Origin of the sequence: Neorhizobium sp. LMR1-1-1.1 (genome assembly GCF_040675795.1) — a bacterium.
Taxonomy (GTDB): Bacteria; Pseudomonadota; Alphaproteobacteria; order Rhizobiales; family Rhizobiaceae; genus Neorhizobium; species Neorhizobium cellulosilyticum.
Genome location: NZ_JBEGHE010000001.1, coordinates 957,891 through 979,454 on the forward strand (window position 1 = coordinate 957,891; position 21,564 = coordinate 979,454).

24 protein-coding genes are annotated in these 21,564 nt (G+C 56.8%); 9 read left to right on the forward strand and 15 right to left on the reverse strand.

All coding sequences use genetic code 11. The features are described 5' to 3' along the window. Positions 1-852, reverse strand: coding sequence for a prolipoprotein diacylglyceryl transferase (lgt, locus tag MRBLMR1_RS04510; protein ID WP_183685843.1), 852 nt, complete (start codon positions 850-852; stop codon positions 1-3). 189 nt (positions 853-1,041) lie between these two features. On the opposite strand from lgt, the gene MRBLMR1_RS04515 reads away from it, so the two are divergent. The 4 genes from MRBLMR1_RS04515 (at position 1,042) to MRBLMR1_RS04530 (ending at position 3,426) form a co-directional block, all read left to right on the forward strand. Beyond that, positions 1,042-1,302 carry an accessory factor UbiK family protein gene (locus MRBLMR1_RS04515; protein ID WP_148147509.1) on the forward strand — a complete coding sequence of 87 codons (261 nt, stop codon included), beginning with the start codon at positions 1,042-1,044 and terminating at the stop codon, positions 1,300-1,302. A gap of 445 nt (positions 1,303-1,747) precedes the next feature. Further along, positions 1,748-2,248: a type III secretion system chaperone family protein gene (locus tag MRBLMR1_RS04520; protein WP_112456667.1), complete on the forward strand. Its 501-nt coding sequence runs from the start codon at positions 1,748-1,750 to the stop codon at positions 2,246-2,248. Between the two features lie 2 nt (positions 2,249-2,250). Beyond that, positions 2,251-3,066 (forward strand): pyrroline-5-carboxylate reductase, encoded by an 816-nt coding sequence (gene proC / locus MRBLMR1_RS04525; protein ID WP_148147510.1) that lies wholly within the window; start codon positions 2,251-2,253, stop codon positions 3,064-3,066. 18 nt (positions 3,067-3,084) lie between these two features. Continuing rightward, entirely contained in the window at positions 3,085-3,426 is a 342-nt protein-coding gene (locus MRBLMR1_RS04530; RefSeq protein WP_500063745.1) for a tRNA-binding protein, read from the forward strand. Between the two features lie 59 nt (positions 3,427-3,485). Here MRBLMR1_RS04530 and MRBLMR1_RS04535 read toward each other — a convergent pair whose 3' ends face one another. From MRBLMR1_RS04535 to MRBLMR1_RS04550, 4 genes are read right to left on the reverse strand one after another with little or no spacing between them, the layout of a single operon-like run. Continuing rightward, positions 3,486-3,965: a GNAT family N-acetyltransferase gene (locus tag MRBLMR1_RS04535; RefSeq protein ID WP_500063747.1), complete on the reverse strand. Its 480-nt coding sequence runs from the start codon at positions 3,963-3,965 to the stop codon at positions 3,486-3,488. Continuing rightward, positions 3,962-5,341 carry an ATP-binding protein gene (locus MRBLMR1_RS04540; RefSeq protein WP_148147512.1) on the reverse strand — a complete coding sequence of 460 codons (1,380 nt, stop codon included), beginning with the start codon at positions 5,339-5,341 and terminating at the stop codon, positions 3,962-3,964. Before MRBLMR1_RS04540 ends, MRBLMR1_RS04535 begins: the two co-directional genes overlap by 4 nt. Before the next feature lie 31 nt (positions 5,342-5,372). Next, positions 5,373-6,068, reverse strand: coding sequence for a response regulator (locus MRBLMR1_RS04545; protein ID WP_148147513.1), 696 nt, complete (start codon positions 6,066-6,068; stop codon positions 5,373-5,375). A gap of 9 nt (positions 6,069-6,077) precedes the next feature. Then, positions 6,078-6,539, reverse strand: coding sequence for a MarR family transcriptional regulator (locus MRBLMR1_RS04550; protein ID WP_183685845.1), 462 nt, complete (start codon positions 6,537-6,539; stop codon positions 6,078-6,080). A gap of 279 nt (positions 6,540-6,818) precedes the next feature. On the opposite strand from MRBLMR1_RS04550, the gene MRBLMR1_RS04555 reads away from it, so the two are divergent. Together MRBLMR1_RS04555 and MRBLMR1_RS04560 are read left to right on the forward strand one after the other, a co-directional pair. Then, positions 6,819-7,001, forward strand: coding sequence for a hypothetical protein (locus tag MRBLMR1_RS04555; RefSeq protein ID WP_148147514.1), 183 nt, complete (start codon positions 6,819-6,821; stop codon positions 6,999-7,001). Between the two features lie 70 nt (positions 7,002-7,071). Then, on the forward strand, positions 7,072-7,728 hold the full coding sequence (locus tag MRBLMR1_RS04560; RefSeq protein WP_500063750.1) for an MBL fold metallo-hydrolase: 657 nt from the start codon (positions 7,072-7,074) through the stop codon (positions 7,726-7,728). A 160-nt stretch (positions 7,729-7,888) separates the two neighbouring features. On the opposite strand, the gene MRBLMR1_RS04565 is transcribed toward MRBLMR1_RS04560, so the two are convergent. Further along, on the reverse strand, positions 7,889-8,104 hold the full coding sequence (locus MRBLMR1_RS04565) for a cold-shock protein (RefSeq protein ID WP_112456660.1): 216 nt from the start codon (positions 8,102-8,104) through the stop codon (positions 7,889-7,891). 731 nt (positions 8,105-8,835) lie between these two features. Between MRBLMR1_RS04565 and MRBLMR1_RS04570 the strand changes: the two genes are divergently transcribed. Next, positions 8,836-10,038 carry a pyridoxal phosphate-dependent aminotransferase gene (locus tag MRBLMR1_RS04570; RefSeq protein WP_148147516.1) on the forward strand — a complete coding sequence of 401 codons (1,203 nt, stop codon included), beginning with the start codon at positions 8,836-8,838 and terminating at the stop codon, positions 10,036-10,038. A 72-nt stretch (positions 10,039-10,110) separates the two neighbouring features. On the opposite strand, the gene MRBLMR1_RS04575 is transcribed toward MRBLMR1_RS04570, so the two are convergent. The 5 genes from MRBLMR1_RS04575 to MRBLMR1_RS04595 all read right to left on the reverse strand — a co-directional run bounded on the left by MRBLMR1_RS04575 (position 10,111) and on the right by MRBLMR1_RS04595 (position 16,905). Continuing rightward, entirely contained in the window at positions 10,111-12,576 is a 2,466-nt protein-coding gene (locus tag MRBLMR1_RS04575) for a TonB-dependent receptor (RefSeq protein ID WP_148147517.1), read from the reverse strand. Between the two features lie 111 nt (positions 12,577-12,687). After that, complete coding sequence (locus MRBLMR1_RS04580; RefSeq protein ID WP_148147518.1) at positions 12,688-13,641, reverse strand: FecR family protein; 954 nt, start codon at positions 13,639-13,641, stop codon at positions 12,688-12,690. A gap of 2 nt (positions 13,642-13,643) precedes the next feature. Beyond that, entirely contained in the window at positions 13,644-14,204 is a 561-nt protein-coding gene (locus tag MRBLMR1_RS04585; protein ID WP_148147519.1) for an RNA polymerase sigma factor, read from the reverse strand. Between the two features lie 166 nt (positions 14,205-14,370). Next, positions 14,371-15,597 carry a PQQ-dependent sugar dehydrogenase gene (locus tag MRBLMR1_RS04590; RefSeq protein WP_500063754.1) on the reverse strand — a complete coding sequence of 409 codons (1,227 nt, stop codon included), beginning with the start codon at positions 15,595-15,597 and terminating at the stop codon, positions 14,371-14,373. Between the two features lie 165 nt (positions 15,598-15,762). Continuing rightward, positions 15,763-16,905, reverse strand: coding sequence for a calcium:cation antiporter (locus MRBLMR1_RS04595; protein WP_500063756.1), 1,143 nt, complete (start codon positions 16,903-16,905; stop codon positions 15,763-15,765). A 219-nt stretch (positions 16,906-17,124) separates the two neighbouring features. Here MRBLMR1_RS04595 and MRBLMR1_RS04600 point away from each other — a divergent pair, with 219 nt between their 5' ends. Continuing rightward, entirely contained in the window at positions 17,125-17,391 is a 267-nt protein-coding gene (locus MRBLMR1_RS04600) for a DUF2188 domain-containing protein (protein WP_112505080.1), read from the forward strand. An 84-nt stretch (positions 17,392-17,475) separates the two neighbouring features. On the opposite strand, the gene MRBLMR1_RS04605 is transcribed toward MRBLMR1_RS04600, so the two are convergent. Together MRBLMR1_RS04605 and MRBLMR1_RS04610 are read right to left on the reverse strand one after the other, a co-directional pair. Then, positions 17,476-18,597 (reverse strand): alkene reductase, encoded by a 1,122-nt coding sequence (locus MRBLMR1_RS04605; protein ID WP_148147522.1) that lies wholly within the window; start codon positions 18,595-18,597, stop codon positions 17,476-17,478. A gap of 46 nt (positions 18,598-18,643) precedes the next feature. Next, on the reverse strand, positions 18,644-18,940 hold the full coding sequence (locus MRBLMR1_RS04610; protein WP_148147669.1) for an ArsR family transcriptional regulator: 297 nt from the start codon (positions 18,938-18,940) through the stop codon (positions 18,644-18,646). A 157-nt stretch (positions 18,941-19,097) separates the two neighbouring features. Between MRBLMR1_RS04610 and MRBLMR1_RS04615 the strand changes: the two genes are divergently transcribed. After that, the gene (locus MRBLMR1_RS04615) at positions 19,098-19,289 is read left to right on the forward strand and encodes a hypothetical protein (protein WP_500063759.1); all 192 of its coding nucleotides are present in this window, start codon (positions 19,098-19,100) and stop codon (positions 19,287-19,289) included. Positions 19,290-19,496: 207 nt separating this feature from the next. On the opposite strand, the gene MRBLMR1_RS04620 is transcribed toward MRBLMR1_RS04615, so the two are convergent. After that, the gene (locus MRBLMR1_RS04620; RefSeq protein WP_148147523.1) at positions 19,497-20,399 is read right to left on the reverse strand and encodes a LysR family transcriptional regulator VtlR; all 903 of its coding nucleotides are present in this window, start codon (positions 20,397-20,399) and stop codon (positions 19,497-19,499) included. Positions 20,400-20,401: 2 nt separating this feature from the next. Next, complete coding sequence (trxB, locus tag MRBLMR1_RS04625) at positions 20,402-21,376, reverse strand: thioredoxin-disulfide reductase (protein ID WP_148147524.1); 975 nt, start codon at positions 21,374-21,376, stop codon at positions 20,402-20,404. Positions 21,377-21,564: the final 188 nt, after the last annotated feature.

Genomic DNA, 21,564 nt, shown 5'->3' on the forward strand with positions numbered 1-21,564 from the left:
TCATGACTTGGCAGTACGGGCCGCAACCAGCGCCCGAAGAGCAGCCCAAAGACCAATCAGCACCATCGGGGATGAGAGAACCATGCCCATGGTCAGCCAGTTCGTGCCAAGAAGATAACCCAGCTGCGCGTCCGGTTCGCGGAAAAACTCGACGAAAATGCGCGACAAACCGTAACCCATGACAAAGATGCCTGCGATAAGGCCCGGCTTCTTGAAAGCCTTGATGCCGAAGATCAGAGATGCAAGCAGGAGGAGAAGGACAATTCCTTCCAGTGCGGCTTCATAAAGCTGGCTCGGATGCCGGGCAAACGGGCCGCCGGTGGGAAAAACAATCGCCCAAGGGGCCGAGCTCAGCCGTCCCCAGAGTTCGCCATTGATGAAATTAGCGATGCGACCGAAAAGCAGACCAATCGGTACGACGGCAGCGATGATGTCGAACATGCTCCAGACGGGGATCACGTTCTTACGAGCAAACAGGATCATCGCAACGATCGCGCCCATCAGGCCGCCATGGAAGGACATGCCGCCATTCCAGATCTGGATGATGCGGATCGGGTTTTCCAGCATGACAGGCAGGTCGTAGAACAGGACATAACCGGTGCGGCCACCGACCACGATACCTACGGCAATCCAGACGAGGAAGTCGTCCAGATGCGTCTTTGTCATTGGTGCGGCATCGCCTTTCCACAGCGTCGGCCGGTCGATCAGCTTGCGGGCATACAGCCAGCCGATCATGATGCCGGCGACATAGGCAAGGCCATACCAGTGAACGGCAAGAGGCCCGATGGCAAATGCTACCGGATCGATATCTGGAAACGGCAGAATGGCGAGAAAATTCAAGGCTTCGTACAATGTTTGTTCCCGGTTTGACCGACCTTGGCGGACCATGGCCTTACCAAAAGTGGCGGTCAAGCCGGAATCGTGCAACCGGTTACCACAGTAGTGGATGGAGCTTGCAAGAGACCGCCGCTGGCCCTACTTCCTTGTCATGGACTTAATGATATGCCGGGGCATTTCCGCCGGCTTCAAGGAGATGACGACATGTCGACCGGGACCAATCGTATTTTCGACGACTTCGCAAAGATCATGACCGACGCAGCGGGCGCTGCCCAGGGTGTTCGCAAGGAGATGGAAACTGCCTTTCATGCGCAGGCCGATCGTTTCCTCAACAGCATGGACGTGGTCAAGCGCGAGGAATTCGAGGCAGTGCGCGAGATGGCTGCTCGCGCTCGCGACGAGAATGACGCGCTGAAGGCCCGTATCGAAGTGCTCGAGGCTAAGCTGGCTTCCCAGCAAGGCTGATTGCAGAGCTGCCTGTCTTCCAGAATCGTTTCGGCCTCTCATGTCCGCATGGGAGGCCGATTCGTATCTGTCATTAACTTTTCCGTGCCGAGTCGGGACGATGTCCCCTCGTGGTGAGATGTGAATGTCCTCAAAAAACTCCCCCCTGTGGACACTTCCGAAAAAGCTAAGCGACAGAGTCAGTTACCCATCTCCGCTGATCTCCAATACGAACCAACCGAGTGCGTAACCCACCGAAATAATGGGGGGAGGGGGTAGAAGCTAGAAGTGGTCTAGCTACACTGATTTTAAATGATGATTCGAAACGGACTGGTAAGCTCCAGGCAGGGTTAGAGCGTTAATCTGGCGGCGCCGTAAGATCATCGGGAGTGTTGTTTCCGGTTAATTGTTTCGCGTGTTGGCGTATCTCGCAACGTCGCATTCATTCCGGTCGAAAAGGTGCCGCATGAGCCTGATGGAATTGGAAATTGAACGTCAATCGAATCCGGTCGACATGATCGAATTCGTCGCTGCGTCCAACGACTGGACGTTTGAACGCTCCGGCGAAGACGAAATCGCCATGACCGTGGAAGGTCGCTGGACCGACTACCACGTGTCATTTTCCTGGATGGAGGATTTCGAGGCGCTGCATCTGGCCTGTGCCTTCGATCTCAAGATCCCCGATACGCGCATGAACGAGATCCTCCGCCTGCTGTCGCATGTGAACGGCCAGACGCTGATGGGCCATTTCGATCTGTGGCGTCAGGAGGATGTGATCATTTTCCGTCAGTCGCTGCTTCTGGCCGGCGGTGCTGAACCAACCAATCAGCAGGTGGAAGTGTTGCTTTCCAGCGCGCTGGATGCCTGTGAGAGCTATTATCAGGCATTCCAGTTCGTCGTCTGGTCGGGCATGGAAGCCAAGGCTGCCATGGATGCGGTTCTTTTCGAAACCGTCGGCGAGTGCTGAAAATGGTAGCTGGCAGCGGATCGATCGTGCTCGTCGGCGCCGGCAATATGGGCGGCGCCATGCTGTCCGGCTGGCTGGACAAGGGCGTTGCAGGCAACCGGATCACAGTCGTCGATCCGTCTCCTTCGGAGAAAATGCAGGCAAAAATTTCGGCAGCAGGCGCAAAACATGCGACATCGCTGCCCGAAGGCATGATCGCCGACATCCTTTTCCTGGCAGTCAAGCCACAGATGATGGATACGGTTCTGCCGCCCTTTAAAACAACCGTCGGCGGCAAGACGGTTGTCGTTTCCGTCGCGGCAGGCAAGACACTCAACTATCTTCAAAGCCATCTCGGTGATGCGGCCATGGTCCGTGCAATGCCGAATACCCCGGCGATGATCGGCCGCGGCGTGACTGGCGCTTTCGCCAATCAGCGTGTCAGTGATCAGCAGCGTCAGGCTGTCGATGAATTGCTCAGGGTCAGCGGACCCGTTGAATGGGTCGCAACCGAAGCCGACATCGACGCCGTGACGGCGGTGTCGGGCAGCGGGCCTGCATATGTATTCTATCTCGTCGAGTGCATGGCAGAGGCGGGTCGCAAGTTGGGCCTGCCGGCGGACCTCGCCATGCGGCTCGCGCGGGAGACCGTCTCGGGGGCTGGTGAGTTGTTGAACCAGTCCCCGGAGGACGCGTCTCAGCTTCGCAAGAACGTTACGTCGCCGGGTGGCACGACGGCTGCAGCGCTTTCCGTGCTGATGGCGGATGACGGTATACAGCCGATCTTCGACAAGGCGATTGCCGCCGCACGCACACGGGCCGAAGAACTGGGCAGCTGAGCAGATAAGGTAGCAGGCATGGCAGACGAGATTACATACGGGGATTTCGAAAAGGTCGATGTCCGGGTTGGAACCATCGTCGAGGCCGAACCCTTTCCGGAAGCTCGCAAGCCTGCCTACAAGCTGAAGATCGATTTCGGTCCCGAGATTGGTGTGAAGAAATCATCTGCGCAGATCACCGTGCACTACACGCTGGATCAGCTAATCGGTCGTCAGGTTCTCGGTGTCGTGAATTTTCCGCCGCGCCAGATTGGTCCGGTTCGTTCCGAAGTGCTCACCCTGGGCTTCGAAGACGATAATGGGGCGATCGTGCTTGCCTCGGTTACGCAGGGTGTTCCGAACGGGCGCAAGATGATGTGAGCTGGCGACGGAAGCTCCGCTAATTCACATTTCGTTTTCATGTAAATTACGGCGCCTGATCATGTTTCCGTGCGTGCTGCGAGACGCCGCATCTGAAAACCTGTCTTAGATTGCTCAAATCCAGCAGCGAGATAGAAGTCCAAAATCTCGCGCCGTTTCGAGCCAGTCATCAGCATCACCTTATAACAATCGGCCTTCCATGCTGCGTTCGCGGCATGTTGGAGGATCCGTTTGCCAAAACCCCGATTTCGAAAACCGCGGTGTGTGACGACATTCTCGATCAGGCCATATGATCGACCGCCTCGCGTGAGGTTGGGGATCACGACAAGCGTGCATGATGTCGCCAATACGCCGTCTGCCAAACCGATGACAATCATGCTGCCCGCATAGGCTTGAAACCGTTCAAATACGTCATGCGCCAATTCGAGGTGGGGCTTATCATCCCCTTCGGCCAGATGTTGATACAGTTCGATCAGGGCAGGTAGATCGCTCTGATCTGCTTGCCTGATGTCCAGGACCGTCTCATCCAAATCGTTCACGCCGGTATCCGCACGATCGCCCGCAAGCCGCCGCTCGGGCTTTCTCCCAGTGTGACGTTGCCGCCGTGCGCGCGGGCGATGTCGCGGGCGATGGCAAGGCCGAGGCCGGTGCCGGAACTGTCCAGATTCCGAGCCTCATCTAGCCGGTAGAAAGGTTTGAAAACCTCCTCGCGTGATTCCGCCGGTATGCCTGGGCCGTCATCGTCCAAAGTCAGGGTGAGCCATTTGGCGCTATGTTTTGCGTGAATGTGCAGTGTCTTGGCATAACGCTCGGCGTTGGATACCAGGTTGCCGGTAAGTCGGGTAAAGGCATTCGGCCTAACCGCGATTTCATCCTCGCCGTCGATTTCGTACGTCAGCTTGCGGCCGCGCAACTCAAAGTCATTTCGGAAACGCTCCAGCAATTCGCTGAGATTTAGCGTACCAAAGTCTTCCTCTGCCTCGCCCTTGGCGAAGGCCAGGTAGCCTTCCAGCATGGACTGCATGTCGTTGACGTCTTCGGTCATGCCGGAGAGTTCCGGTTTGTCGCCGGCAAGCGCCAGTTGCAGCTTGAAGCGGGTGAGGATGGTGCGCAGGTCGTGGCTGATGCCGGCGAGCATGGCGGTGCGCTGTTCCATCTGCCGTTCGATGCGCTCGCGCATCTGGATGAAGGCGAGGCCGGCGCGGCGAACCTCGTCTGCGCCACGGGGTGAAAAGCCTTCCGTCTTCTGGCCCTTGCCGAAGCTTTCGGCTGCATTGGCGAGTGAAAGAATGGGGCGGATCTGGCCGCGCAGAAACAGAATGGAGATCAGGACAAGGACTAGCGCAATGCTGACCATCCAGACCAGGAAGATGTGGGTGTTGGAGGCGTAGGTAGACCCACGGCGAACAAAAACCCTGAGTACGCGCTGATCAAGTTTGATGCGGATCTCGACGAGTTTGCTGTCGCCGACTGTATCTAGCCAGAACGGCATCTTGATCTGTTGGGTGATCTGGTCGGTCAATATGCCGTCCAGTATCGAAAAGAAGGGCCGTGGCCGGGGCGGAGGCAATTGCCCGTTCTCCTCCACAGCAATCGTCAGGTCCAGTGTCTGGTCTGCTATCCGCGTGATTTCATTGTAGTTGCTGTCTTGCGGATAGCTGCGAATGACCTCGATAATGGCCGCAATGTCACGGACGGTGCCATCCGAAAGACGCTCGGTGACCATGCGCCAGTGCCGTTCCATGAAAACGGCTGCGACCGCGGTCTGCAGTAACAACATGGGCAGGATAACGATCAGCAGCGAGCGAGTATAAAGCCCCGTCGGCAGCCAACGTCGCAGCCAGCGCGTTAGTGGACGCCAGCCCGGAATGCTGAGCGCTGCCGCGTTCTGTCTCAGCGTGTCGAAAAACGCCATTGCTTCTCCATTGCCGACCGTTCCAGGTCGACTAGTCGATGCTCAGCCTGTAGCCGATGCCTCTAACCGTCTGAAGATAGACCGGATTGGCCGGATCGTCTTCTATCTTCCGCCTGAGGCGATTTATCTGCACGTCGATCGTTCGCTCCCCGACATCGGAATCATCACCGATCAGTTCATGGCGCGGGATGGTATCTCCAGCGCGCATGGCAAACATGAGCATGATTTCCTGTTCCCGGTCCGTCAGTCGAATGGTTTCAGCCGCTCGACGCAGTTCCTTGCGGGATATGGAGAAAGTGAACGGTCCGAAGATCACCTGCTCGATCTTGGGTGTCTCGGACGCGCTGCGGCGCAGAATATTGTTGATGCGCAGAACCAGTTCGCGCGGGTCGAAAGGTTTTGCCAGATAGTCATCGGCACCGGCTTCCAGCCCTTCGATGCGGGCATCCGCCTCGACGCGCGCCGTCAGCAGGATAACCGGGATCGTCTTCTTTTCGTAAAGTGACTTCGTCAGAGACAAACCGGATTCACCCGGCATCATGACATCCAGAATGATCAGGTCGAAATGCAGGCCTTCCAGCTTGCGCCGCGCTTCCGCAGCATCGCCTGCGATGGTAACGCGAAAGCCCTGTTCCGCAAGATAACGATTTAGCAGGTCGCGGATGCGCTTGTCGTCATCGACGATCAGCAGGTGAGGTGCATCATCTGTGGGCGGTGTTCTCGTCATAAGGGCATCCTACACATCATCGGCGGGCGGCAGGCTTTCGTCGCGGCCTCGCATTTTCTTCAGGAATTCCTTCACTGCCTCGCGATTGCCCGGCGTCAGGTCTTCCATGGCATGGGCGATGCGCAATGATTGCGGCTCCGATAGGGCAAGCGACAATTCCCGGCCGGCTAAGGTGGGGTAGAGCCGCCGCTCGCGCCTGTCCTTCGCTCCCGCCATCTGGCGAATGTAACCGGAATCGATGAGGTGCTTCAGGACGCGCGAGAGACTTTGCTTGGTAATCTGTAGCGTTTCCAGAAGGTCGCTTACCATCAAGCCGGGATGGCGGCTGACGAAATATACGACGCGGTGATGCGCCCGACCCATGCCGATCCTTGCCAGAATGGCATCCGGATCGGAAATGAAATCGCGATAGGCAAAAAAGAACAATTCGATGGTCTCGAAGTCGATCCGGCTTTCATCGACTGCCGGCATTGGCAGCTGGTCTTTCCTGACGGGTTTGGCCGCCATTGATCGAGACACGTTCAGTTCCTTTCTACGGTGCGGCGTGGAATGCCGCGCCACATACCCCTGCGATTGTAATGCGTCGTGCTCGATAAAGCGCGATCGGCTTGAACAATCAACAGAATTTGTGTGATTTCGACCGAGATACTCTGCGAACGGCGTCGATCCTATCAGCTTCGGTTTACACGGAGCGATGGAACCTTATGGCGTGCCCCTCATTAAATCAGCCAGAGACCTTGGAGAGTTTTAATGCAGACATATTCAGCCTTGCCGCCGATCACGATCGACAGACCCCAGCCGCATCCGCTGCGGGCTGTGTTCGTAACGGTGATTGCCCTAAAGCTCGTGGTATGCGCTTTTCTTCTGGCCAACGCATCGCTCGCTCCTCCGGTAGCGGCTGACACACGCTACATGGTTGCTGCCGACGAGTGAATTTCTGGCTGCTTTCTGTTGCTGCAGGCGATATATCCGGCAAGGCGTAATCAAGCCAAGGTCGGAGATCATGGGAAAACTTCAAGCCGGGATCATTCCCGTCACTCCGTTTCAGCAGAACTGTACAGTCTTCTTCGACGAGGAGACCCGCGAAGGCGTGGTGGTGGATCCCGGCGGCGACGTATCGCTGATAGAGCAGACGGTGCGTGAGAATGGGTTGTCGATCAAAGAGATATGGATCACCCACGGACATATCGATCACGCTGGCGGAGCAGACGAACTTCGCGAAATCCTGAATGTGGAGGTCATCGGACCACACGTGGACGATCTGCCTTTACTCGAAAGGCTGGAGACGCAGGCTCAGTCTTTTGGTGTCAGGATGGAGGCGCGTAATCTTGTTCCGGACCGCTGGCTGTCCGAGGGAGATATTGTGTCTTTTGGCGAGCATGTTTTCGAAATCTATCATTGCCCTGGACATGCGCCCGGGCACGTCATCTTCTTCAACCGCGCACAGCGCTTCGCGCATCTGGGGGACGTGCTTTTCAATGGCTCGGTAGGACGGACGGATCTGCCGGGGGGCGATCATCAGACCCTTCTCAATTCGATCAGGGAAAAAGTCCTGACGCTTGGCGACGATGTCGGTTTCCTGTGTGGTCACGGTCCAGGGGGACGTATTGGCGAAGAGCGCAGAAACAATCCCTATCTGCAGGATATGTATTCGATCTAGGAATAGGGGCCGCGCGCCACATTCTACGATCTTCGAATGTGCGAGATCACGTCGAGATTACTGCGTTTTACAAGGAGTGTGAGGCGCAGGACCTTAATCTATGGCATAAAAAAACCCGGCAAGACTGCCGGGCTCCAACTTGGGTCAAAGCCTCACAGGCTTAGCCGTCGATCTGCAGGTTAACGGCCTTAGGGCCTTTCCCGCGGCGATCCGGCTCCGTGTCGAAGCTTACTTTCTGATTTTCGGAAAGACCGGACAGGCCAGACGCCTGGACGGCAGAAATGTGGACGAAGATATCGGCGCCGCCATTATCTGGCTTGATGAAGCCGAAGCCCTTGTCGGTATTGAAGAATTTTACAGTGCCAGTTTCGGCCATGCAGCAGGTCCTTTTCTTTCTGTCCGTGTTCAGCGGCGGACAGCACAACACTATTGCCCCCAAAGGGGGCGGCGGCAGGCAGTTTTAAGAAAGGGTCCCTGTGTTACCGCGGAGAATGGCAGGAATAGATTTTTTCAAATTGCCCCCAAGTTCCCCGCCCGAAGTTTTGGCGACTTCGGATCGCATTATTATAGGTCTTCCCATGCTCGTAAATTGCCCGAACGGGGGCAGATTGCTGTGTTTATAGGGAATTGGCAAGAAAAAGTTTTGCGAAACTGCGCCGTGAAGTTGAAAAGGCATTGCCTCGGAAGCCGTTGGAACGTAGGCGTTTTTGACTGGTGGACAGCTTTGGCGCTATGAAATCCATCCAACCATCATTGATTGTATTCAACAATGTGCGGATTTGGCACAGTGAGTGGATTGCGACTGGTGGATCCATCTTGCCCGATGGAAGCGTCTCCACACCGTTTGCTGATCGGTTCCCTGCTCATAAATTGGCCGCATTTTGGGATGTGCAATTCCTTTTCTTCCAGTCTCGCACGGGCAACAATAGGTTGCGTCTGTGGGTCACCCGGCATTAACCACCACGATGGTGGCCTGATTGAGTGTTCACGGAGTTTGATAGGTCGTATTCAAGCTTTCCGCTTGAAAGAGCGGGCCTCATTCGACATACAACTTCGGGCGATTTTTTTGACCTTCGCCGCGTTGCAACAGCTCTCAGGACCTCGATTATGGCCTTTCTTGCCGATGCCCTCTCCCGTGTAAAGCCGTCCGCCACCATCGCCGTTTCTCAGAAAGCGCGCGAGCTGAAAGCGAAAGGCCGGGACGTAATCGGTCTTGGAGCCGGCGAGCCGGATTTTGACACGCCTGACAACGTCAAGCAGGCGGCGATCGACGCGATCAACCGCGGCGAGACGAAGTACACGCCGGTTTCTGGTATTCCGGAACTGCGCAAGGCGATTGCCGCAAAGTTCAAGCGCGAGAACGGTCTCGACTACGATTGGCAGCAGACGATCGTCGGTACCGGCGGCAAGCAGATTCTTTTCAATGCCTTCATGGCGACACTTAACCCGGGTGATGAAGTCGTCATTCCGGCTCCCTATTGGGTTTCCTATCCTGAAATGGTGGCGCTGTGCGGCGGTACGCCTGTTGCCATTTCGACAAGCCAAGAAAACGATTTCAAGCTCACGGCTGAAGAGCTGGAAAGCGCCATTACCCCGAAGACGAAGTGGTTCATCTTCAATTCGCCGTCCAACCCGACGGGCGCTGCCTATAGCGCGGCCGAACTGAAGGCTTTGACCGACGTGCTGCTCAAGCATCCGCATGTCTGGATCCTGACCGACGACATGTACGAGCACCTCACCTTCGGTGACTTCAAATTTGCAACGCCGGTGGAAGTCGAGCCGAAGCTCTATGATCGCACGCTGACGATGAATGGTGTGTCGAAGGCTTATGCAATGACGGGTTGGCGTATCGGTTATGCAGCCGGCCCGCTGCCGTTGATCAAGGCCATGGACATGATCCAGGGCCAGCAGACCTCGGGTGCATCGTCGATTGCCCAGTGGGCGGCCGTCGAGGCGCTGAATGGCCCGCAGGACTTCGTCGCCAAGAACAAGGCGATCTTTGAAGGCCGCCGCGATCTCGTCGTGTCGATGCTGAACCAAGCCACCGGTATTGTTTGCCCGAAGCCGGAAGGTGCCTTCTACGTTTATCCGTCCTGCGCCGGCCTGATCGGCAAGACGGCTCCGTCGGGCAAGGTTATCGAGACGGACGAGGATTTCGTTTCCGAACTTCTGGAATCGGAAGGCGTTGCCGTCGTTCACGGTTCGGCCTTCGGCCTTGGTCCGAACTTCCGCATTTCCTATGCGACTTCGGAAGAGCTTCTCGAAGAAGCCTGCAAGCGTATCCAGCGCTTCTGCGCTGCCTGCCGGTAATCGCTGACTACCTTTTACGAAAAAGCCCGCCGGAAACGGCGGGCTTTTTTGCGTTTGCGATCTGCGGCGGCTTCAGAAGCGACGGCTGAGCGAAATCTTAAAGTTACGGCCAGGCATGGCGGTAATGCCATCGTTTAGATAAGGCTCGTATTTCTTGTCAAAGATATTCTCGATCGCCGCGTGCAGCTCGGTATCTTTCATGAAACCTTGCTTCGGCGTCCAGTCAAGGAAGATGCCATGCACCGCATAGCCGGGGCTTTCGGGCCGGGCGTAGGTGGAACCCATGAATTGCCGGATAGGTGTCTTGTCCTGCGCCTTCACAAAGGTGCCGGTCCAGCCAAAGGACAGGTCGTGATCGGGCATTTTAATGCCGAATGTAAGGTCGGCCGTAGTCGGGGCCAGATCGTTTACATAGGTCCTTGGTCCGCGAATGTCGTTGACGGCGCCATGCCGAGTACCTGTCATCATCGAGAAGCCGAGATCCGCGAACATCCAGTCGGTGTCATAGTGTGCCTGGATCTCAAGGCCGGTCGTGTAATAGGCGGGCACGTTCCAGTACCAGTCCACCCCATCGGCACCCATGCCTGACAGATTTCGGCTGCCGAAACGCCGCGCTACCGGATTGGTCACGTGGTTGTTGAAGACGGCGACCCGCGTGGAGAGCGTATCTCCGGATGTGATCACGTCATCAAAGTTGAAATCGACGCCAAGATTGATTGTGTTGTTTCGTTCAGCCTGCAGTTCCCGGCTGGTTGCCGGTGCTGAGCTGAGTGCGCTCTGGTTGGAATATAGTTCGTCGATGTTGGGCGCGCGCATGGCATAAGCCCAATCGGCGAACAAGCGTATATTCGGCGTCGCAGTCCAAGCCAGGCTTACAGCCGGAGTGAATCCATGATGATCGACTGCCGAAAAATCGTGACCGGCTGCCGGATTGTTGTAACGCGGAGCAGCGTTGGGAACGCCTTCCGAGCGCACCCAGTCGAAGCGCAATCCCGATGTCAGGGTCAGGCTATCGGTCAGGTTGATCGTATCGCGGATAAAAGCGGAAGCGGTGTCCTGCGTGCCTTCTGGCATGAAATAGGGGGCGTAATGCCCGTAATTATAGTCTGGTTTTGTGCTGTTGGCGATGTCGAACATGGAGATATCACGCTTGTGAGCGTTGTATTGCAGGCCATAGTTGATGCTGTGCTGCATTCCGCCCAGAGTGAGATCCGAGGTGTTTTCCAGTTCCAGATGAATGTCGGAGTAAGCTGCGTCGTTTTCCAGTCCGCCAACGGAAGCAGATGGACTTTGATCGCCCGGGCGGGTCGCGTGCTGGCGCGTTGAGGAATAGCTCGCCATGAAATGAGGATTCCAGAGTGCGCTGTCACCGGTATACTTATAGTCGAAAGTTGTGGTCAGATCCTTGAGTTCACGCCAGGCCAACCGGCGCCTAACCGCTTCCTGATAACCGTATTTTTTGATGTCGCTTGCATTGACTTCGAGTTGTCCGCGGATTGCAGCGACCGGTCCCCAGTTGTTGCTCTCACCATAGAGCAGCGATGTCTTGATCTCGTGGCCGTCGAACTCCGCGCCGAATTTGCCCATGCCTGAGGCGAGCTTCTCATCGGAGAACAGATAACGCTCGCCCCCGCCGATCCGCATGTCATCGCCCTTGCGCCACGTCAGAGAGAGGATGCCGTCATAGGTAACCGGGGTTCCGAAATCCGAGCGACCGTAGAGTGCGCCGGTTTCCAGGAACTGCCTGTTGGCCGTCTGGTGGGCGGTCTTGCCGAAGAAACCCCAGGTCTGGCCGGGCTTCAGCATATCGGCCGCATCCTTGCTTTCCATTCGAATGGTGCCGCCGAAGCCGCCATTGCCGTAACGCACGGATGTGGCGCCCTTGTCTATCTCGACGCGTTTCAGCAATTCAGGTTCAACGAAGATCGTGCCCTGATCGTATTTTTCGAAATTTTTCGGAGCACCGTCGAGCAGGACGCGTGTATCGGTCTGGCGGGAGAAGCCACGGATGGAGATGGTCTGCCCCTGAAGCCGCACACCGCCGCCCATGGAGACGCCTGGCGTGTGTTTTATGAGTTCGGGAATGCTGGCAGCCTGTATTCTCGCCATCGATGCCTGGTCGATCACTGATTTGCTCGGGTCCCCGTCGCCATAATAGCGGCTGCCGGTGAGAATGATCGGCTCCAGAGCCGTCTGTTCGCCAGATGTTGCATCCGCTCCGCCTGCCTTACTCAAAGTCACCATTGACGTGCCAGAGTAGCGATATGAGATGCCGGTGCCGACCAGGAGGCGAGATAGCGCCGCCTCCACGGTCAAGTTTCCAGAAATGCTCGCTGTCGAGACGCCCTGTGTTACCGAAGCGTCGAAAGCGATCTGTAGCCCCGCCTGTGCCGCGAGAGCATTGAGTGCTCTGGTCAATGTACCGGCAGGAATATCAATTGAAACGGTGGCGACTTGCTGGGCGCGTGTCGCCTCGACCGTCGAAAATAGTGCGGCACCGCTCAAAAGTACGGCAAGTAGCCGGCGCTGTCTGTGCATGCTGCTGTGTGTCGTCGAATGTGTCATAGGCCCCCGGACCTGTCCGTTGAAATGTACTTCTGCGCGGTTGACGGGCGGGGACGCGCTTTTGGGACAGGGCCAAGAAAAAAATTACCGTCGCAGGACCGCGAGGTAGGGACCGAGCCGGGTAATCCGGATGCCGATCGCGTTTGCAAAGGCGTCAAGGGCCGCATCGGGATGCGCCAGATCAAGGCTTCCCGAAATCCTTCTGTCGGCGAGATCGGACTGCGCGATCACTATCCTGCCTGGAATGTAGCGATCGATCTGCTCCACCACCAAAGACAGCGGGGTGTTGTCAAAAACGATCCTACCCTGCCTCCAGGCGGTCGCGGTGTCCATATCTGCCGCCTCTGCGACTTGAAGACGGCCATCGGGATCGTAGGAAATCTGCTCACCTTCGTGGAGCCGATGCGCCCGATCGCCGTTTTCGGAGGCGACCATGACGGCGTGCTCGGTGACGACCACCATTGTTTCCCGCTTCGTGAGGTTGATATCGAAGGCAGTGCCGAGTGCGGTTGTCGTGCCTCTGCCCGCCTCCACTATGAAAGGACGCGTCTGATCTGCTGCGACCTCGAAAAAGGCTTCGCCGCGCAAGAGGGTTATCCTGCGCTCGTTTGGCAGGATATGGATGGCTATTGCGGATTCGGCATTCATCTCGACCTTGGAGCCGTCCGCCAGCGTTACGATTTGTTTCTGGCCCGTGCCTGTCATGACATCTGCGCGCAAGCGCATTGGCCCATCAGCCAAGGTGAAAGCTATAGACCCACCTATAACCAAAAGCAGACCCGCTACGACATTGCGTGGGCGCAACAGCGGCTTGTGTGCCGCATTTCGGGCAAAATCCAGATCGTTGCTCAGAAGATGGCTGGCATCGCCCATGGCGCGGCGCGCGCGGTCAAAAATCTGGCCTCTGGCTGGATCCTCATTCAGCCAATGTTGAAATCGCTCCTGCAGCGCTGCATCATCCGGATCCTCCTGAAGCCGCAACATCCAGTCGACCGCCTGCGCGCGAAGTTTCTTTTCGTTTGCCTTTGTGTCCGTCATGCCTAGAGCGCATCTTCCAATCGATCCAGGCAATGGAGATAGGCTTTTCGCAGGTGGCGGTCGACCATGTTACGGCTGATTTTCATGCGCTCGGCAATCTCGTCGGCCGAGAGCTTGCCGACACGGCTTGCGATGAAGACGCGTCGCCGCTGCAACGACATTTCCATGATCGCCGCTTTCAATATGCCCAGCCGATGTTCAAGATCCATTGCATGGTCTGGCGAGGCGATTGGTGCGCTGACGGCCAGAGCCTCCTGCTCGGTTCCCGAGAACAGGCAGGCTTCGAAGCGTTCCCGCCGAAATCGGTCGATGCCGAGATTGATGCAGGCGCGTATCAGGAAGGCTTTCAGCGACGCCTTGTTCTTGAGAGCGGCGTCCTTCTGGCGCAGACGAATGTAAAGGTCGTGGACGATCTCCTGTATGTTTGCAGGATTGTGGCTTCGCCGTCGCACGCTTCCGCAAAGCTCGTCGTAATAAGCAAGAATAGCCCGATCCAGCAGCGGGTTTTCACCGGCCGAAGAGGCATGTTCGCTAGCAGAGGAGGCGCGAAAATGCGCTGTCATGAGAAACTCGGATACGAAAGCCGAAGGGTGAGCACCGTCTCTTAGATGACGGGAAAACCTATTGCAATAAATATGATGATTTTAATCATGTTTATCGTCGACCGACGTATGATGACGATCATGTCGACATCGGGCGGCCTGATCCCGCCCGATGTCGAGGCAATGCCTAAGCCTTTGTAAGCTTGATGATCGTGGATTTTCCACCGCCCCGTTGTTCGGTAACGGCATAAACTGCCCGGTCCGGCCCAACCTTCACGTCGCGGATGCGGGCGTTGAGCGGTACGCGTTCTTCATAAGCGACCTTGTCACCATTCATGTGCAAAACGACGACGCCCTGGCTGACCAGCCCTCCAACCAGGAAGGCATTCTTCCATTCGGGAATGGCGTCGCCGTCATAAAAGGCCATGCCCGAGGGGCCGATTACCGGGTCCCAGTAGTAAACCGGTTGCTCGGTTTCTGCTTTTTCCGTAATGCCGCTGCCAACCGCGTTTCCGTTATATTCAACGCCGTAGGTGACTTCCGGCCAGCCATAGTTCTTGCCGGCCTCCGGCCTGTTCAGTTCGTCGCCGCCGCGTGGGCCGTGTTCGACGGTCCAGAGGCGTCCCTGAGCGTCCAGAGTGGCGGACTGCATGTTGCGGTGGCCGAGGCTCCAGATTTCCGGCTGGGCGCCATCCGTATTGATGAAGGGGTTGTCTGGAAGGGCCTTGCCGCTCGTGTCAATCCGGAAGACCTTTCCAAGCCCGCTGCCGAGCTCCTGGGCTTGCACGCGTGGCTGGCGGTCTGAGCGTTCCCCAACCGTTACGTAAAGCTCGTTGTTCGGGCCGAAAGTGAGGCGCGAACCGAAATGCGAGCGTCCGTCGTAACTCGGTGTCTGACGGAAGATGACACTCACGTCTTCAAGCTTGCCGCCGCCATTATCGTCGGCCACCAGTTTCGCCGAGGCGACAGATGTGCCGTTTCCGTCCTCGCGTGGTTCCGAGAAGGAAAAGAAGATCATGCCTGATGTTGCATAATCCGGTGCGAGTGCGACATCGAGCAATCCGCCCTGACCTCCAAACGCCACTTCGGGGACACCCGCGATTGCCGGACCGGCGTCGCCTTCCTGAGAGATGATATGCATGGCACCCTGTTTGGAGGTGACCAGCATGCGCCCATCGGGCAGGAACTCCATCGCCCACAGATGCGGCAGATCATCCGCAAAAACTTCGGTGCTGATCTTCGGCATTGTTGCCGGTTGCGGTGCGCGCGTCTGATTTTCGAAGGATGGCTTTTGGTCCGGGGCGTTGGCGCGGCCCGTTTCTGCGGGCTGGCCAGTGGTCTGGGCGAGAGTTGGAGTGGAGATGAGTGCAGATGTTATAGCCGTGCAGGCCAGCATGAGGGTGAGGCGTTTCATTCTATCTCCCTTTGAAATGAACTCCTGGATGGAGATAGGCGTTTGCGCCGAAAGGGCCGAACACATGTCGATCAAGTTTAGTTTATGACGCCGGCGGCAAGGGTGAGGAATTGATGGATTGAATCCGGAAACCTTTTCAGGTGTTTGATACTGCTGTTGTTTTCGTCATAAGCCTAGGAAAGTCAGCATGACGAACGTGGCGAAGAGCACGAAATGCGTCATGCCTTCGATCGCGTTCGTCTGCCCGTCATTGAGGTTGATCGCCGCAACAATGAGAGTGATTGCGACCATGACCGTCTGGACCGGTGTCATCGCCATCAGGAAAGGCTGACCGGTGTAAAGCGCAATGGCCTCCATGACCGGTACGGTCAGGATGACGGTGGAGAGAGATGCGCCCATGGCGATGTTGACGACTGATTGCATGCGGTTCTTGAGCGCCGCGCGCAGTGCAGTCAGAATTTCGGGTGCCGCCGAAATCGAGGCGACGACAACAGCCATCAGGGCAGGTGGGGCGCCTGTTCCTTCCAACCCTTCATTCATGAAGGCTGACATGAATTCGGCGAGAACGCCGATAATCAGGACGCCGACCAGGATGATGGCGATGGAGAGGGTGGCAGATTCCTGTTCTTCTTCGGTCTCCGCAGCCGGCTTGGGCTGGGCATGCGTGGATGCGGCAGTAGAGCCGACACTGGAAGCGGCTGCAGCCGTGGCCTGGCCGCGATAGCTGTAGCTGAAGAAATAGCTATGGGTGCCGACCTGCATCTTGAGGAAAAGCGCATAAAGGGCCACCATCGCAAAGATGGTGAAGGCGGAATAATAGTGCCATTTGGCTTCCGGAATGAATTCCGGGACGATCATCGATATGCCCATGGCCGTCAGGATCATGGCACTGTAGGTACGGCTCGAATCGTCGTTATAGGGCTGCTCCCCGTGCCTCAAGCCGCCGAGCAGAGCCGCGAGCCCGAGGATGCCGTTGATATCGAGCATGACTGCCGAATAGATCGTATCACGCACCAAGGTCGGCGAGCTGCTGCTTCCCATCATGATTGCAAGGATCAACACCTCCACGGCAACTGCGGAAAGGGTGAGGATCATTGTGCCGTAAGGATCTCCGACCTTATGTGCCAGGACCTCCGCATGGTGGGCCACACGGGTGGAGGCCATGACAATCACGACGATAAGCGTGCAGGCCGCGATCATCGACACGAATTGTCCTTGCTCCAGCAGTGTGTGTTCGAACAGGTAGGAGAGGATCGCAAATCCGAATGCGATAAGAAGAAAGCTCTCCTGTTCCAAAATTGCCGTCATCTTGAATGCGCTCCTGTTCGTGCTGATGATCTAACGCTGCAGTGCACCGCATCAAGAACCCTTTGATAAGAGGGTGAGCATTTGCGCTATTTGGACGATAATGCCATTATTTCTTTTGTGGCCTGGAACTCTGTTGCGGTCTTTTGCATCTTCACCACGGTGCCGCAGGCGGACAGATGTCCGATGTGTCGTGATGCGGCCACGCGTTAGGGAGGATTTATGACCAAGGTCGTTTACAAGATCGTGCCGCATGACGGCGGTTGGGCCTATCGTCTCGGCGATGTTTTCTCCGAGACTTTTCCAAGCCGCTCAGATGCTATGCAGGCTGCGCGCATCGTGGCGGCGGAACAGCAGGTCGGCGGCGAACCGGAAGAGATCAGCTGGCAGGACGACAAGGGTGTCTGGCACAGTGAACACAGCGACGGAGGCGATCGCCCGGAGGCTGAGGTTCAGGATGGTGATGGCGAGCAGGCAGGTGCGCGCTAGCTCGCGTGTGATCGTCGTGAATTCGGGTTCGCCCATGACAGAAAAAGGGCCGCGTTAAGCGGCCCCCGGTTTCGTTGATTAGTTTCAGGCAGCCGTATCGAGGTTGGGATAATCGGTATAGCCTTTGGCGCCACCGCCGTAGAGGGTGGCCTTGTCCAGCTCGTTGAGCTCAGCGTTCGTTTGGAAGCGCTCTACGAGATCCGGGTTGGCGATGAACAGCTTGCCGAAAGCCACTGCATCGGCATATCCGCTTTCCACGGCCTGCTCGGCTGCGGCCTTGTCGTAGCCATTATTGACCAGCCATGCTCCTGACCCACCGGCTTTGCGATAGATATCCTTCAATTCCTGATAATTGAACGGCTTGCCGCCCTGGGTGAAATCGCGATCTCCGCCCGTTGCGCCTTCTATGACGTGAATGAAGGAAAGGCCGCGCGAGCCGAGTTCCTTGATCAGGTGGTTGAATACGGCCTGTGGCTGGCTCTCTGTGATACCGTTTGCAGGCGTGACCGGGGAGAGGCGGATGCCGACCCGGCCGGCGCCGATTTCCTTGGCCACGGCGTCGACAACTTCCAGCGCGAAGCGAACGCGATTCTCGATCGAGCCGCCGTATTCGTCCGTACGCTGGTTGGCGCCGTCCTTGAGGAACTGGTCGATAAGGTAGCCGTTTGCTCCATGGATTTCCACGCCGTCAAAGCCGGCATCGATTGCAGCGCGTGCGCCCTTTGCATAATCGGCGACAATTCCGGAAATTTCGGCGATCTCCAACGCACGCGGAGCCGAAGTCTCGGCGAAGGCGCCATTTCCATTTTCATCGATGATGTACGTCTTGCCGCCAGCCGGGATTGCCGAAGGGGCGACGGGTGCTGCGCCATTCGGCTGCAGCGAAACGTGCGATACGCGGCCGACATGCCAGATCTGCGTGACGATCTTTCCGCCCTTCTTGTGAACGGCGTCGGTTACTTTTTTCCAACCGGCGACGGCTTCCGGGAGATAAAGGCCCGGCACGTCAGCGTAACCCTGGCCCTGTTGTGTGACCGGCGTGCCTTCGGTGATCAGAAGGCCGGCAGAGGCGCGCTGTTCGTAATAGGCTGCGTTGAGATCGTTCGGGATTGCCTTGGGCGAGCGGTTGCGCGTGAGCGGCGCCATGACGATCCTGTTGGCCAGCTGGATGTCACCAAACTTCACCGGGTCGAAGAGTGTGGTCATTGTGAAAGTCCTTTTACGTTTGGCATAGGGGAGGAGGGAAGCTGGATCAGAGTGTCGATTTCAGCTCATTCAGGAAGGAAGCGATATTTTCTTCGTCGCGGCTGTAGAATGCCCACTGGCCGATGCGGTTCGTCTTCAGCAGTCCTGCCTTTTCGAGCGTGGCGAGGTGGGCAGAAACCGTCGATTGCGACAGGCCGCATTTCTTTTCGAACTGGTTGGCGCAGATGCCCATTTCCAGCGGGTGAGCCTGGTCGCAGAAATGCTGTTCAGGTTCTCGCATCCATTCCAGAAACGACACCCGTACCGGGTGAGCCAATGCCTTCAGAATCTCTGTCTTGTCTATCATCATCGTGTATCGCCTCCAGTCGATATATAGATCGTATTTTTCCGATTTAAAGAGGCAAAAAAATCGGGCCAACGGATTTCTCCGCGGCCCGTCAAGTGTGAAGGTCAAAAAACCTCCAGAGGGGAACAGTCGACGCGGATGGCGGGAAACCATCGTGCCATCGACTGATATCAATATGGGGTTGCACACTGCTCCACACAAGGGGCTTGGTGAAGATATTAAACGCAGAGAGATGATTATTGCTGCAGCAGATTGGCGCAGCTTTGTGCGATTAGCTACAAAAGGGCAAAAAAAGAGGGCCACCGGATCGCTCCAGGGCCCTTTGAAGTGTGAAGGTCAAAAATGAACCTCCAGAGGGGAACAGCTGCTGCGGTGGAACTGGGAGGAAAGCCACCATGTGCATCAGCTGAGTGCGATATGATGGTTTTTTGTGCATTGCGCAATCATATTTTGTGCAAGACTGCCATGCTTTGGGCGCATGGCTTTGTCTTAAAACTTGCATAAATGCAAGAGTCGGGCAGCAACGCGTTGGATTTACTTTGCATGCCGGGATTTAGAAATTCCAGTTTCTGGCTTTCGTGACGATAAAGTCGCGGAAGGCCTTAAGCTTCGCCGCGTTCTTCATTTCATCCGGATAGCAGAAATATGTGTCGAAGGTCGGAATGTCGGCATTGATGGCCAGCTGAATCAGTCCCGGATCCCGTCCAACGATATAATCCGGCAAAACGGCGATGCCGATGCCGAGCAGGCAGGCTCGCTTGATTGAGGTCTGGCTGTTGATCTGCAGATGCGGGGCGCGCGTGTTATCAGAGTTGCGGCCAGCATATTCGAGCCAGTTTACATCGAGCAGATAGTTCGGCGCGGGTTCGCCGAAGGTAATGATCCGATGGTTGTCGAGATCTTCGACGGTTTGTGGCTCACCGAAGCGGTTGATGTAGGACGGTGCCGCATAGACATGCATATGCACAGTGAAGAGCTTGCGCTGGATCAGATCGGATTGCTGCGGCTGGCGAAGCCGGATGGCGCAATCGGCATGGCGCATGTTGACGTCGACTTCCTCGTTGTCGAGAATCAGCTGCACAGACATTTCCGGGTAAAGCTGCAGGAATTCCTGCACCTTGTCAGTGAGCCAGCCCTGGCCGAGACCGACCGTGGTGGTGACGCGCAGTTTGCCGGAAGGCTTGTCCGTCGTTTCTGTCAACTGAACCTTGACGGTTTCGAGCTTGAGCAGGACATCGTGGGCGGTGCGATAGAGCAGTTCGCCCTGTTCGGTCAGGATCAGGCCGCGGGCATGGCGGTGAAACAGCTTTACGCCCACGTCCTGTTCAAGGGCGCTGACCTGGCGGCTGATCGCCGACTGGGACAAATGCAGCTTGTCGGCGGCATGCGTGAATGAACCGGCTTCGGCTGCCGCATGAAAAATGCGCAATTTATCCCAGTCTAAAGGAACGCCCATGCTTACTCCGCAGCTATGGAGACCGGCTGGATGCCGGCCAGGTAACGCTCGGCCTCAAGAGCGGCCATGCAGCCCATTCCGGCCGCGGTGATCGCCTGCCGGAATGTGTCGTCGGTCACGTCGCCTGCGGCAAAGATGCCAGGCACGTCTGTTGCGGTCGAATCGGGCGCGGTCCAGAGATAGCCGCCTGCCTTCATCTTGAGCTTGTCCTTGAACAGTTCCGTTGCCGGCGCATGGCCGATGGCGACGAAGACGCCGTCGATCGGCTGTTCGGTGATTGCGCCGGTCAGCGTGTTGCGCAGCTTGACGCCTTCCACGGAAGGCGGAAGCGGCGGCTTGGCCGGCTTGCCGGTAATCTCGTGGATCTCGGTGTTCCACAGGACCTTGACATTGGGGCGCTGGAAGAGGCGCTCGCGCAGGATTTTTTCCGAGCGGAATTCGTCACGGCGATGCACGACGGTGACCGACTTGGCGATGTTCGATAGATAAAGCGCTTCCTCGACGGCCGAGTTTCCGCCGCCGACCACGATCACATCCTTGTTGCGATAGAAGAAGCCGTCGCAGGTAGCGCAGGCCGATACGCCAAAGCCCTGGAAATGCTGTTCGCTTTCAATGCCCAGCCATTTTGCCTTTGCGCCGGTCGCAATGATGATCGTGTCCGCAGTCCAGACCGTTCCGGAATCGGTTTTGACGGTGAAGGGGCGGGTGGTCGTTTCGACTTCCGTCACAAGATCATTGACGATCTCGGCGCCCATATAGGTTGCCTGCTTGAGCATCTGCTCCATCAGCCAGGGGCCTTGGATGGGATCGCCGAATCCCGGATAGTTCTCTACATCCGTGGTGATCATCAACTGGCCGCCCTGTTCCATGCCGGCGATCAAGACCGGCTTCAGCATGGCACGTGCTGCATAGATGGCTGCGGTGTATCCGGCGGGGCCTGAACCGATGATCAGCACTTCCGTGTGACGAGCGGACATGAATATTTCCTTTCAAGCGCGGATATGAACTACGCCCCATATAGGAAGGGCGTTTTTGTTCTGCCGCTTTTTGACTGTCATCTAATGTCGATCCATGCGTCAGTGCAAGGGCAGGCTTGCATTAACAACAGGACAGTTGGTCGCGAGCGTATGGCGTCGAGAACCGGATTTGGCATGCGGATTGTAAC